The organism is Propionicimonas sp. T2.31MG-18 (assembly GCF_964266745.1).
GTDB lineage: Bacteria > Actinomycetota > Actinomycetes > Propionibacteriales > Propionibacteriaceae > Propionicimonas.
Map to the genome: position 1 here is coordinate 89881 of NZ_CAXWGX010000023.1, position 12830 is coordinate 102710.

The 12830-nt window shown below is 66.2% G+C and carries 9 protein-coding genes; 4 read left to right on the forward strand and 5 right to left on the reverse strand.

Annotated elements, in window-relative coordinates; all coding sequences use genetic code 11:
• Positions 1 to 16: 16 nt before the first annotated feature.
• Positions 17 to 3904, reverse strand: coding sequence for a MobF family relaxase (gene mobF, locus ACFQQJ_RS08420; RefSeq protein WP_377105641.1), 3888 nt, complete (start codon positions 3902 to 3904; stop codon positions 17 to 19).
• 430 nt (positions 3905 to 4334) lie between these two features.
• Here mobF and ACFQQJ_RS08425 point away from each other — a divergent pair, with 430 nt between their 5' ends.
• From ACFQQJ_RS08425 to ACFQQJ_RS08435, 3 genes are all read left to right on the forward strand, one after another.
• A complete protein-coding gene (locus ACFQQJ_RS08425) occupies positions 4335 to 5276 on the forward strand; it encodes a nuclease-related domain-containing protein (protein ID WP_377105642.1) in 942 nt (313 codons plus the stop codon).
• A 389-nt stretch (positions 5277 to 5665) separates the two neighbouring features.
• Entirely contained in the window at positions 5666 to 7144 is a 1479-nt protein-coding gene (locus ACFQQJ_RS08430; protein ID WP_377105643.1) for a DNA cytosine methyltransferase, read from the forward strand.
• A 46-nt stretch (positions 7145 to 7190) separates the two neighbouring features.
• Positions 7191 to 7616 (forward strand): very short patch repair endonuclease, encoded by a 426-nt coding sequence (locus ACFQQJ_RS08435; protein ID WP_377105644.1) that lies wholly within the window; start codon positions 7191 to 7193, stop codon positions 7614 to 7616.
• Here ACFQQJ_RS08435 and ACFQQJ_RS08440 read toward each other — a convergent pair.
• The 4 genes from ACFQQJ_RS08440 to ACFQQJ_RS08455 are packed head-to-tail and all read right to left on the reverse strand — an operon-like array spanning position 7579 to position 11294.
• Positions 7579 to 8328, reverse strand: a complete 750-nt coding sequence (locus ACFQQJ_RS08440; RefSeq protein WP_377105645.1) for a DUF6339 family protein — start codon at positions 8326 to 8328, stop codon at positions 7579 to 7581. The genes ACFQQJ_RS08435 and ACFQQJ_RS08440 overlap by 38 nt on opposite strands.
• The gene (locus ACFQQJ_RS08445; protein WP_377105647.1) at positions 8325 to 9182 is read right to left on the reverse strand and encodes a hypothetical protein; all 858 of its coding nucleotides are present in this window, start codon (positions 9180 to 9182) and stop codon (positions 8325 to 8327) included. Before ACFQQJ_RS08445 ends, ACFQQJ_RS08440 begins: the two co-directional genes overlap by 4 nt.
• Before the next feature lies 1 nt (position 9183).
• Positions 9184 to 11067, reverse strand: coding sequence for a hypothetical protein (locus ACFQQJ_RS08450; protein WP_377105649.1), 1884 nt, complete (start codon positions 11065 to 11067; stop codon positions 9184 to 9186).
• A complete protein-coding gene (locus ACFQQJ_RS08455; RefSeq protein ID WP_377105650.1) occupies positions 11067 to 11294 on the reverse strand; it encodes a hypothetical protein in 228 nt (75 codons plus the stop codon). Before ACFQQJ_RS08455 ends, ACFQQJ_RS08450 begins: the two co-directional genes overlap by 1 nt.
• Positions 11295 to 11895: 601 nt before the next feature.
• Here ACFQQJ_RS08455 and ACFQQJ_RS08460 point away from each other — a divergent pair.
• Positions 11896 to 12771 (forward strand): nuclease-related domain-containing protein, encoded by an 876-nt coding sequence (locus ACFQQJ_RS08460; RefSeq protein ID WP_377105652.1) that lies wholly within the window; start codon positions 11896 to 11898, stop codon positions 12769 to 12771.
• Positions 12772 to 12830 lie beyond the last annotated feature (59 nt).

Sequence of the window (12830 nt, forward strand, 5' to 3'; positions counted from 1 at the left end):
CCTGGTGGTGGGTAGTTCAGATGCCGATGCCATAGCCGTGGGGCCGATCGAGTCCGGGTGGACGCATGCGCTCGTGGCGCTGGCCCATGCTCTCGGTGACCTCGACGGTCTCCCAGACCTCACGAATCGGCTCGCGCCGTGGGCGCCGCTCGAGGCGGTACAACAGGGCGGCCGCGGCGTGGTCGTCCGGCAACGGCCCCCGTCGCAGCGCGCGATCGAGCAGCTCAGGCATGTCCTCGCCCTCGTGCGCCAGCGAAGCGAGCTTCGCCGCCAGCACAGGAGTCTGCGGGTCGTCGCGCAGCTGCGGTGCGAGCTGGCGTGCCACCGCCGTCCAGTGCCGGAGCGTCGGGCTCGACAGCCCGACGTGATCGTCCAGGACGCGCTGCCAGCGAGAAGCTGATCCTGGCACCTGGGTGGGGCCGGTCGGACTGAGGTCGTCTGCCGGCACACCCATCGCCGCCCGCCACACTGAGATCTGCGCGACCAGCTCGGGGAGCAGGTTGGCCGACAGCGCCTCCTGCCAGCGATGCTCGGTGGTTGTCGACGCTTCACGCACCTGGGCGGCCAGGTCTCGCACCAACTCCGAGCGGGACGCCAGGTACGGACCCCACTGCGGGTGCTCGGCCAACCGTTCCGGAACGGTGCTGAGCCAGGGGAGCGGACCGTTGCGGTCCACCCAGTTGAGCCGGAAGGACAGCACGGCCGCCGGGTCGCGTGCGCCCTCCAGACTGCCGTCCCGGATGGCGCTGCGCAGCACCTCTCCAGGGTCGGCGCCGGACGCGGCCAGCAGCATGAGCTGCGACCTGAGCACCGGCCACGCCGGGGCGTCCGTCACTTCCGGCACCACCTGGTCGGCCTCGGCCTCGACCTGCGCGGCACGCTCGCGTCCGACCATCTGCTCGGCTGCGAAGCCGAGGGCATCGACGTAGCGGTCGACGGCCGGCTTCAACTGCGTCGCCGGATCGGTCTCAATGCGCCGCAGACCAGTCGCCGACAGCGCACCGTCGTCCCGCGCCAGCACCGACTCGAGCACCTCCGTCGGCGTGGGCGGCCTGGCCGTCTCCCACCGCGGCAGGCTGTCCGGTGCACCGTCGCCGACCACCTGGACGTAGGCGTGGTTCGCCAGCCGTCCGCGGGTCATCATCGTGTACAGCTGCTGACGGCTCTCCGAACCGGTGAGCACACCGTGCATGGTGTCGACCGTGGCGCCCTGCGCGCCGTGGATCGTGGTCGCGTAGCCTAGCTCGACGTCGGAGCGCACGTAGTCGGCTGGCAGGGTGATTCGAGAGCCGCGACTGTTCGCTATGACCAGGCTCTGGTCGCGTCCGACCGCGGTCACCGTCCACCGGTCGCCGTTGCGCACCCAGCCGGTGCGCGAGTACTGCAGGCGCCGCTCGTTGCGCCGGGTCACCACTGTGTCACCGACGGATGCCCGGTTCCCGTCGGACAGGGATACCTCGGCGCCACGTGCCGCGCCGCCGAGCCGGTAGTCCCGCGCTCGCCGGTTCAGCTCGGCCACCAGCTCGCGAGTGGATGCGAGCATCAGGCTGTCCAGTCCGGACGCCCGGTCGACCGCCCAGGCGATGAACGCCTGGTCCAGCGTCGAGCCAGCGTCCCCGACGTGGATGCGTCCCTGGTCGAGGTAGAAGCCGAGCGCGTCCGGACGTCCCTCCCGCAGCGCGAGCGAGGCCGCCGCCTCGGCCGGGTCGGAGAACCGCACCACTTCGGTGAGCCGCACCGCGCCGTACTCGGCGGCGAGGTCCTTCAGCACGCCGCCGGCCTCGACTGCGGCGAGTTGGTGGTCGTCCCCGACCAGCCGGACGCTGCCGCCGCGTCCGATGATGAACGACACCGCCGCTTCGAGGGTGAGCGTGTCGGCCATGCCGGCCTCGTCGATGACCACCAGCGTGCGCGGCCCGATCTGCTCGGCCCACGCCGGCAGCCGGCGCTTCGCCAGACCGTGGGTGAGGAGGTGCAGGGTGTCGGCACGCCCGCCCAACTGCTCGCCGAGCGCCGCGGCCGCAGCCGCGGACGGCGCCATCCCGAGCACCTCGCCACCGGCCTCCCGCCACGCAGCCGCCAGGGTGCTCATCGCAGTCGTCTTGCCCGCACCAGCCGGCGCGATGGCCAGCTGCAAGCGGTCGCCGGAACTGGCCATCGACCGAACCAGGTTCACTTGGCCGGAGTTGAGCTCGACGCCGTTGGCCATCGCTGCCAGCAGCGCCAGGCTGATCGACCGCTCACCGACCACCATCCCGTCCCGCTGACCGGCGAAGGCGAGTAGCCGGGTCTCGGCGTGCAGGATCTGCTGCGAGGTGTAGATCGCCGAGTCGGCCACCGTGTAGACCGAGCTGCCGTCCGGACGGCGCAGCTCGGCCGGCTCGCTGATCCCGTCCCCGGCCGGGGTGAGCCGCACCGAGGACCGTTCCAGGGCCAGGTCGACGACCCGCTCAAGAACGGACGCCAGCTCGGGCAGCTCGAACCTCCGCACCTGGCGCAACGCCTCTGCGCGGATGTGCCAGGGCTGCCACCACGACCGGTGCCGCTGCACGACAGACACGACGTTGTCGGCCAGCCGCTGCAGCCACGCCTCGTCGATCGTCCGGGAGGGGAGGGGACTCCGGTGCAGCGCTCGGTCAAGCATGCGCGCCGTCCCGCCGCGTCCCAGCACCTCGTCGGCCTGCGCCGCCCAGACCCGGCGCTGCTCGGCGAAGGATCGTGGCTCGTGCTTGGCCTCGCGCGTCTCGAGAGTCGCCCGCTGCGCGAGGTCGTAGAGCTCGGTCGGGGTCGGGGTGCGTCCGTGCCGCTGCTGGAAGTCGGCGACGAGATCGCCCTGCGCCCGGGTGATCATCTTGTCGCGCTGCGACCACCGTTCCAGCAGGGCGAGGTCGACGCCGACGATCTCCCGCACCGGGCGCTCGGGATCGGATCCCGGACGGTTCGCGAACCGCACTCCGAGCTCGTGGGTGATGTGCTTCTCCAGCGCGGTGTTGTAGAACTCCGAGACCGTCACGTTGGCCTTGAACATGATCCGGCCGTCGATCGCCAGCCAGGCTCCGTCGTCGGCGGCCTGCACCTTGTTCGCGATCGCGACGTGGGTGTGCAGGTCAGGGTCGCCGGCGCGGGAGTCGCGGTGGGTGAAGGACGCCGCGACGATCCCGAGCGTCTTGACCTGCCGGACGCCGTTGCGGCCGCGCCGGGTGTAGATCGCCCGATCCTCGAGGTAGCGCAGGCTGTCGGCGACGGCACGGTCGTGGCAACGTTCGATGACTGCGGAGGTTTCGGGGTCGGACAGCGCCCACAGCGCCGACACTGACTTCACCGGGGAGAAGGTCGCGTCGTAGCCGGACACGCCGCTGCGCACCGGACGCTGCGCTCGCACGATGAACCCGGACAGCTCGCGGGCGTCGAGCGGGTCGCGTCCGAAGCGCTTGCGGAAGGCCTCGCGTCCGACCTCTGTGCGCAGTTCGGCGCGAACCTCGGCCGGCACCGAGTCGGACGCGAGGCGTCCGTGGGTGAGGTTCCAGTCGCCGATGCGCTGAGTGAGCTCGACGCTGAAGTCGGTCATCCCCGGGTAGACGCCGAAGCGCTGACCGAGCTGCATCGCGTCCCGGATGTCGCGGTCGGTGGCGCGGGTGAGAGCGGCGAGCCGCTCGGTGGCCAGTGGGTGATCACCGAGCCCGAACAGCGAGAGCATCTGGTCGGCGGTCACGACGTCGCCGGCCTCCAGCCCGTCGATGCCGGCCAGGCCGGAGCCGACCCAGTGTCCGGGCTTCTCGCCCTTCAGGCTGTAGTAGTCGGCCAGGCTCATGTGACCCTTCTCGGTGGAGTCCATCGCCGCGACGTTCCGGGTGAAGTACTCGTAGCCGGTGCCGGCCGTCAGCTTGTGCAGGGTCATCACCATGGCCACACCTCCTCTCGCGCTGTCAGGGCCGAAGTTGCCGTCGTTCCACTAAGCCGAAAAGTGACCCCCGATCCGGACACATCGGGGCAACTGCTTTCAGAGGAGGCGCGACTTGAACCCTTCACAACCTCCCTAAGCCCAGCAACGAGGCGATCGGGACGCTGGGGAGCTGGCAACTTCGACACTTCTCAGACCTCCCACCTCGGTTCCTGGCGTATGCCCCCATGCGGAGTTCGGCAGGGTCACCTCCTTAAGCCAGCGCAGGGCGGGGTTCCGGACACGATCCGCGAAGAAATCCCGGACTTCTTGGGAATGTGGCTCCCAGGCATCGACTGGGTGGGTGGGGACAAGAGCCAAGTCGCCCGGGCGGGTACTTCATCGAGTGCTGAATCCAGTGGGAAGCTCTCTAGATGACCCGCCGGAGCAGACGATGAGCGAGGACGCGGTCGTCGAGCCCACTGCAACTCCGGCGGTGAAGAGGATGCGGCTTCGCTACGCAGGCATCTGTTCGCGGTGTGGGGCATCTCTGGAGGCGGGCGTGACCGCGGACTACGACCGGACGTCGAAGACGGTCGCCTGTGTCGAGTGCCCGGCTCGACGCGCTCTCCCCGAGCGGGCGGAGGCGACGGCGGCTCCGAAGCACGCGATCACCCGGGACGCCCCGCCCGAGCTCGAGGTGGTCGACGGTACGGCCGGCGGCTCGGCCGTGCGGGAGTTCAACCGTCGACACGACGCCCGCCAGCAACGTGTCCAGGCCAACCATCCGAAGATCGGCAAGTTCCTGCTGGCCGTCTTCGATGACCCGCAGTCCACCACGGCGTGGGCGACCGGCGCTGTGGGGGAGCAGCAGCTTGGAGGCATGCTGGCCGGCCTCGCTGGCCCGACCCTCCGGGTGTTGCACGACCGGCGGATCCCGAAGACGACCGCGAACATCGACCACCTGGTCGTCTGCTCGTCCGGGGTGTTCGTCGTGGACGCCAAGCGCTACCAGGACGCCCGGCCTGCGTTGCGGGTCGAGGGCGGGCTGATCCGTCCTCGACAAGAACTGCTGGTCGTCGGTGGCCGGGAGCGCACCAAGCTCGTCGAGGGCATGCAAAAGCAACTCGGCCTAGTCCGCGCGGCCCTCGCCGATCAGCCGGACGTACCGGTGCACGGCGTCTTGTGCTTTGTGGATGCGGACTGGCCGCTGATCGGCGGCTCGTTCACCGTTCAGGGTGTCTCGGTGATGTGGCCGAAGAAGCTCAAGGCGATGCTCGCCGAGGCCGGGCCGCTGGACGCTGATCGGATCGCTGACCTGCAATGGCAGCTCCATGAGGCCTTCCCTCGCCAGAAGGAACGCACTGTCCCGTCACAGGATGTCCCCCCGACGTAACCAACCCCTGTGGATACAGACCCCCCAAGTGCCACAGACCTCATGCATCCTGGCCGCGTGCCACAGAGCACCGGACGCGATCGAGCCGATGGCGTCCTGCGCGAGAACAACGCCCGGTGACCTGTGAAGATGGCTTGTGACTGCGAACCGGAGTTGATCAGCGGCGTGGTGTGAACCGACCAAGTCAGTCGCACGGACCCGCCATCGTCGAGAAGGTCATCCGCCGGCGGGCCTGCGCGTCGCCGTGGACGCCTCTATTCACGTGGCGAAACGTTCGGTGCTCCTGCCTCGGTGTCCCATCCCGGGCCAGGTATAATCAGAAGGCTCTGGGCTCCCAGAGGGGGCCGGCTACGCTCGGTCGATCGACGCAGTGCTGGAGGCGACCGAACTTGACGGCCATTCCTATCGTTGATGTCTTCGCCGGCCCCGGCGGGCTCAACGAGGGCTTCTCCTCACTGCTCGACGCGCATGGAAGCCCGGTCTTCCGAACTGCCAACTCATTCGAGATTGACGATGAGGCGGTCAACACTCTGCGTCTCCGAGCTGCGCTGCGGCGCATCAGACTAGCAACGGGAACCATCCCTGGCGTCTACTACGACCTCCTTCGGGGTCGCAGGAACATCGCCCAGCTGGAGGCATCGTCTGAGTTCGCGGCTGCCTTCAAGGACGCAGAACGTGAGGTGCGGAAGCTTCGGCTCGGGGCGCAGACTCGCGCTGAGTCAGACGCGCAAATCAGGGAATCGCTTAAGGGATCGGGTGATGGACCCTGGGCGCTGGTCGGCGGGCCGCCCTGCCAGGCGTACTCGTTGGCGGGCAGGTCTCGTAGGGTGAATGACCCCGACTTCGTGAGCGATGAGAAACACGTTCTGTACCGGGAGTACCTTCACATTCTTCAGGAGCACCAGCCGACGGTCTTCGTTATGGAAAATGTGAAGGGGATGCTCTCGTCGCAGCACGACGGAGGGCTGGTCTTCCAGAAGATCCTTGATGACCTTCGAAGCCCGGCAGACGGGCTCGAGTACGAGATCCGCTCATTCCTACTGGAAGGGTCTGACCCGGGGCCCAAGGACTTCGTTCTCCGATCGGAGGACTTCGGCGTTCCCCAGCGCAGGCACCGCGTCATTCTCCTGGGCGTGAACCGGACCACGGGACTGGGGGAGCACGAACGTCTCAGATCGACTTCGAACGTCGTCACAGTGGACGATGCGATCGGAGATCTCCCGGCGATCCGGTCGATGATCTCGCCCCGCAGCCGGGACAGCGAAGCGACCTTCCTAGATTCCCGGACACGTGGCCAGTTGCTCGCGAGCTATCCCGTTTCAACTAGGCGATTTCCGCTTGGGGCGCCATTCGTGAGCAGCGCCAGTGTGCACGGCCCCGACTCTTTGCGGGCGTGGCTGTGCGACGACAGCATTGGGGGCGTCGTGCACCACGAGAGTCGGGCCCACATGGCATCTGATCTGGTGCGATATGCCTACTTGGCCGCTAAGGCGAGCGAGAGCCTTTTCCCGAAGGTCAATGAGCTGCGGGGTGATCTTGCGCCCGCCCACACAAACGCTTCGCGTGAGGATGCCCCATTCGCCGACCGATTTCGTGTCCAGCGCGCTGATAGGCCTAGCACGACTGTAGTCAGTCATATCGCCAAGGACGGGCACTACTATATCCATCCGGACCCGGATCAAGCGCGCAGTCTTTCAGTCCGAGAGGCTGCGCGGCTGCAGACGTTCCCTGACAACTACTATTTCGCTGGCAGTCGCACTGACCAGTACCGCCAAGTTGGAAACGCTGTGCCGCCATGGTTGGCGCGACAGCTGGGGGCGTCGGTGGCCAAGCTCTTAGGCGCCGAAGTTGATGCCGAGCGAATCTGAGCCCGTCACGCGCCCGACGCCGGCGAGTGATGCCGTGCAGGCGGCAATGCGCACCCAAGGACGCTTCGACACGCTGCCAGAACTCGCAGTCAGAGGGGCCTTGTTTTCCCGCGGCCTACGGTACCGAAAACAGCTACCTGTACCAGGAATGCCGAGGCGCACTATCGATATCGCCTTCACCAGGATCAAGGTCGCAGTCTTCGTCGATGGGTGCTTCTGGCACGGATGCCCGCAGCACGCCGTCTCTCCGAAGAACAACGCCGCTTGGTGGGAGGCGAAGCTCCAGAAGAATCGGCAGCGCGACGAGGAGACGAACGCGTACCTCACCGGTCTCGGCTGGCTCGTCGTCCGAGTCTGGGAGCACGAGGATCCCGTGGAGGCTGTCGACAGGATCAGTTCCGCCGTGCAAGCTCGTCGGCGACCGCTTCCACAGGCTAGTTCGCTGGACCAGCTCCGTACCTATCCGGGATGAGATCCATCATCACCTCGACAATCGCCCTGCGGTCGAGCAGATCGAGACTGCGGTAGGCACTCGCAGCGGTGACTTCCTTCATGAAGTCCTTCACCAAGTCGCCGTGATTGCGCGTCGTGACTGCGGCCATCGCGTCGATGGCGGCGACGAGCGTCTGTGGAGCCGAGCCCGCCTCGCGTTCGAAGATTGCTTGCACCCTGTCCTCATAGGCAAAGACCCAGTCCGAGTAGGCGTACGGATCACCGCTCGCGGCGCTGAGCTTGTTGGACAGATGGGCGTCGTACGTGAGGTTAGGAATCCACCACAGTCGTGCGATGCCATGCCGAACCAAGTTCTGACGAGTGGCGCGAGGCATGAGCCACCGATCCGCAACTCTGCCCCTCCAGTTCTTGTCCGGGTCCAGAGGCCACCGCTGGCTCATGTATGGACGGAATGTTGTGAATGCGAGGTGCGTCCACAGTCTCCCGTCCGCTGCGTTGGCGCGATCCATCGCGCCGAGCGCCTCGAACACCACGCGGGCATTTTCAGGCTCGTGGCCAACCTTGAGCTCACTGGAGGGCTCTACAGTGTCAGGGCGCACCAGCAGGTTCGCTTGGTCCTCTAGTAGGACGTCCACCTCCCGCAGGAAGTCCCCCGGGTTCTCGGCGGATTCTAGGCGCGAAGCAATCAAATCCAGTGCGTTCAGAGTGAACGCGTAGGTCTTCGTAGTCACTCGTCATCCTCCTCGAGGGGGACCCGGGCCTGGACGGCCTTGTCGATTGGGAACTCAAGGATCCGTTGAGCAAGCCCGATCAGTTGTTCGTCCAGCCCGCCCGCTTTGTTGGCGAGATCAAGGATCGTGGTGTACCACCTCTTGCTCGTTGTGTCCTCGTCGTGACTGATCTCATTGTCACGGATGTAGCTGAGTGTCTGCATGAGAGGAGGAAGCACCACGAGGGCGACTTGGCTGTCTGGTTGGTCACTGAGTTGCTGAAGGCTGGCGCGCATCTGGGGCGACATGGACACGACGACTTGGTCGTCGTCGAAGAACTTGACCTCGAGGCCCCGTCTCTGGTCAGGATCGTCCGTGAATCGGAAGCAGGATCCCAGCGGTGGGCGGAGAGGGTCATACAGCTTCTCGGCCTCGAAGTCGAAAGAGCCAGCGACCGCGATGACATCACCGGCGCGGATGGTGAAGGTCTGGCCACCGTAGTCGGGGTGTTGCCGTTCCAGCACATAGGCGTCGATCGGCTGCACCGCGATCGCGCTTATGTCGACTTGCACGGTGTCCCTTACTTCCTGCTGGTCGATCGTCGCAACCCAAGTTTCGCCATCCACGTGCCGTGCGCCAACGTAGGGGTGGAGGACACCCATCGCGAGGGTCGCAGCGCAGGACCAGCGAAAGACGAGGGCGGCAGAGTGGTCGTCCAGCATCCGCCTGAGGTCGGGATCGTCTAGTCGGAGCCTGAGCCTGATCTCAATGTCCTCGGTCGTTGGCGTCACTGTGGCCGTGGACAGCTCAAATGTCGAGTTGACATCGTCCAGGTGCCCGATGACCGGGTGCGGGTAGGAGCCTTGCGTAGCCATGTCAGTTGACTCCCAGCATGTAGCGATGTTGACCATTCAGACGGAGCCGGATCACGGTCGGCGACTCTGAGGGGATCAGCGAGATGTCACGCAGGGTGTTTCCTTCGGTTTCGATCACCTGATGCTCTTGGCCGTCCATCGTTGCCGCCGCTATTGGGAGCTCATAGTCTCGGATCAGGGCGCCCCCTGGTCCGAGCGCGGCCAGCGTTAGGTCGCCAGTCACGGCCTCCCGTGGGCGAATCGCGACGATGAGATCGCCGGTGGAGTCATCAGTCCAACTGCGCAGAGTCACTGCGCGGGCGCGGATCCGTGAGCGACCCCCGCTCTCGCCACCCTGGCCCGGGAGCCCCTGGCCGCCGCCCCTCTCCTTGCCCTTGCCGCCCCTGTCGCGGCCCTTGTCGATGTCCTCGCCCTCGCCCGCTGTTGCCGGCTTACGGATCGTCACAGCGACGGCCTTGCGCTCGTGGTTCAACTCGGCTGTCCGCTCGTCGGTTGGCTTGCCGTGTTGGGTGGCCGACTCATGCTCGCCATCGCCAGCCGTCGGTTCACCCGAGTTACCGCTGGGCCGGGGGCCCCGATCCCACAGCTCGGCCGGCAGCATTCGGTCCAGGCCCTTGATCTCGATGGTGCGACCGACCTGCGTTGTCAGCTTCGAGGCGAGGCCTTCTCGGATGAACTTCTGGAGGGCGGCGACAATACCTGGGCCCTCCGGTGACCGGCCGCGGTCCCACTGATCGTGCTGCGGCGGTTCTAGCTTGCGGAGCTTCTCGTTGGCAGCTGCGTTCGATGCGTCAAGGATCGCAGCGTACTTTACGGGGATCGACGTGCTCCTGAATGTGTGAATCTTCATAAGTGGGGTGCGAACCGTGATCGTGTTCAGCTTCTTTGGCAGTCCGTCATCAATCTCGACGAATAGCTTCAGCATTCCAAGGCCAGGCACCTCACGCTCGTAGGGCTCAGGATCGTGCATGGCCCGGTAGAAGGCTGCACTCTCGGCATCGAGATAGCTGGACAGCGTGTCGGCGTTCAGTGTCCAAGCACCGTCAGGACTCCGCCCCTGCACGATCAGCTTGCCTCGCGAAATTGCGATCATGAAGTTCCTCACGAAGGCATCCCGGATGTTGGTGAGGCCCGAGTCGTCTTCCGCCTTGCGGTAGCCAAGGATGAACACGTCCGTGCCGAGCTCGGTGCGTTCCGCGAACGGCCCAATCTGCCCAGGTCCGCGAAGGTACTGGAGGTCATCCTCGTTGGAGAGCTCTGTGAAGTAGCCATCTGCGCGGCGCCGAACTCCTGATGCGTCGTTGTGTGAGGCTAGCCGGCTGTGTGCAGCAAACACGACCTCTGACTTGTCGCTGGCGAGAGAGGTGTACAAGACCGTGCACAGGTCGGACGCCATCGGTCCCACTGCCGAGCCGATCCCAAACGATCCACCTCGCTCACCGTCGTTCGCCGAGATTCCGTCGCCACGGGTCAGGGCGACCAGTGGCGACTTCTTCGATTGAGTGATGGATTCGCTGCCCGTCAACCCAGTCGTTCCGTAGTCGCTGACTCGGAGCACCCAAAGCTGGTCCTCCCCAGAAAGCTCAAGGGCGCGGCGCATGCGCTCGTGGCCACTCTCCCCTCGCGTTGCGAGTTCGGCTGCCTCGAAGTGGGGGCGCAGTTCGTCGATGCCGGGGATATCGTCGACCGCCATCCGTCTCAGCTCGAGTTGCATCGTGACGGGGCCATCGCCCAAGGGGTTGTCGAGTGAGTTCTGGCCGAACTCGCGCGCCACGGAAATCTCTGCGAGAGATCCTTCGAAGAACTGCTCTGCTGGCGCGATTGCCCCCTGCTCACCGCCCCGCCCAGCCTTCTCAAAGTAGAAGCCGAAGCCGTAGTACTGCATCAGTCGAAGGTCACCTTTCTCGTCGAGCGAAGGTCTGGATTGAACAGCGCCCGGGTCTCGCGAAGCTCGGCCTCGATGGGCCCGAACAGGGCGTCGACCTCATCTTCGGAGTAGTCGTAGTTCTTTCGGTTGGCGAGGTTGCCCAAGAGCGCGATCTCACGAATCAGACGGTCGCCCCTGCTCGCGGCCAGCCGTCGGAACCGATCGTTCCTTGACTCGTCAGCCATGACTACCCTCCCTTCGTCTAGATAGCGACTATATATCAGAAATACAGACGCTACAAGCCGCACATGCAGGCGCGCTTCGGTTCGTGCGCACGCGTCGCAGCTACGTGCGTCCCGTGGCCTCCGGCCTAGTTAGGGGCTGGCGCCACGGCGATGTCCGTCCTCGACCGTATGGTGAGGCTCTTGGCGGGCTTGCCTGCCCGGGTGGCGGCAAAGTGGTGTCCGCCGAGATCGGAAGAGGCCGCCACAAGCGGACTTCAAAAGTTGAATCGTCAACATGTGGAGTGCACGAAAAGGGCTACGGAAGCGTAGGTTACCTAGTAGGGGCCAAATCAGAGACGGTCTTTTAATCCGCGGGTTCTGGGTTCGATTCCCAGTGGGCCCACCAAGATCTTGGCCGGGCGATGAAGCTCGAACTTATCGATCACACGTCGCCCTGACGGGGACTTCATTGCGTGCCGGGGGCCGTGCGAGGCTCCCATGATGTGACCTCCCACATTGCCCGTCTCCGCTCTCGTACTGCTTGCCATTGCGACGAAGCCGCCGCAGCGCGATGAGCGAGGACGTCATCGCGCCAGCGCCGGCGACTCCGACGCCGAGGCGGATGAAGCTGCGCTACGCCGGCACCTGTTCGCGATGCGGGGCATCGCTCGAGGCGGGTGTGCTCGCGGACTACGACCAGACGTCGAGGACGGTGGCCTGCGTTGCCTGTCCGGCGCGTCGCGCGCTGCCCGAGCGGGCGGAGACGACGGCGGCCCCGCGGCACGCCCTCACGCCGGACCTCCCGCCAGAGCTCGAGGTTGTGGACGGTACGGCCGGTGGCTCGGCGGCGCGGGAGTTCGATCGTCGCCACGACGCGCGCCAGCAGCGGGTCCAGGCTGCCCATCCGAAGATCGGGAAGTTCCTGCTCGCCGTCTTCGACGACCCGCAGTCCACCACGGCGTGGGCGACGGGTGCGGTGGGCGAGCAGCAGCTCGGGGGCATGCTGGCCGCGATCGCCGGCCCGACGGTCCGCGTGCTGCACGACCGGCGGATCCCGAGGTCGACGGCCAACATCGACCACCTCGTGGTGTGCCCCACGGGCGTCTACGTGATCGACGCCAAGCGGTATCTGGACAAGCGTCCGGAACTGCGCGTGGAGGGAGGGCTCATCCGTCCGCGACAGGAGCTTCTGCTGGTGGGAGGGCGCGACCGGACCAAGCTCGTCGATGGCATGAACAAGCAGCTCGGCCTGGTGAGGGCAGCACTCGAGGACCAGCCTGACGTGCCGGTCCGCGGGGTGCTCTGCTTCGTGGGCGCGGACTGGCCGATCTTCGGAGGCTCCTTCATTGTCCAGGGCGTCTCGGTGGTGTGGCCCAAGAAGCTGAAGGCGAGCCTCCTCGAATCCGGCCCGCTCGATCCGGGGCAGATCGCGGACCTCCAGTGGCAGCTCCACGAGGCGTTCCCCCGCCAGAAGGACGCGCCGAGCCGCCCCACCTGAGCACGCGCAAGGATGCGGTGCCGGCCTCCGCCGGCGATGGGTAATGGTCGTCCGAAAGG

Excerpts from the sequence above, each read along its gene's own strand:
- mobF (WP_377105641.1), bottom strand. The coding sequence starts at position 3,904 with ATGGTGATGACCCTGCACAAGCTGACGGCCGGCACCGGCTACGAGTAC.
- ACFQQJ_RS08425 (WP_377105642.1), top strand. The coding sequence starts at position 4,335 with ATGAGCGAGGACGCGGTCGTCGAGCCCACTGCAACTCCGGCGGTGAAG.
- ACFQQJ_RS08435 (WP_377105644.1), top strand. The coding sequence starts at position 7,191 with ATGCGCACCCAAGGACGCTTCGACACGCTGCCAGAACTCGCAGTCAGA.
- ACFQQJ_RS08445 (WP_377105647.1), bottom strand. The coding sequence starts at position 9,182 with ATGGCTACGCAAGGCTCCTACCCGCACCCGGTCATCGGGCACCTGGAC.
- ACFQQJ_RS08450 (WP_377105649.1), bottom strand. The coding sequence starts at position 11,067 with ATGCAGTACTACGGCTTCGGCTTCTACTTTGAGAAGGCTGGGCGGGGC.
- ACFQQJ_RS08455 (WP_377105650.1), bottom strand. The coding sequence starts at position 11,294 with ATGGCTGACGAGTCAAGGAACGATCGGTTCCGACGGCTGGCCGCGAGC.
- ACFQQJ_RS08460 (WP_377105652.1), top strand. The coding sequence starts at position 11,896 with ATGAAGCTGCGCTACGCCGGCACCTGTTCGCGATGCGGGGCATCGCTC.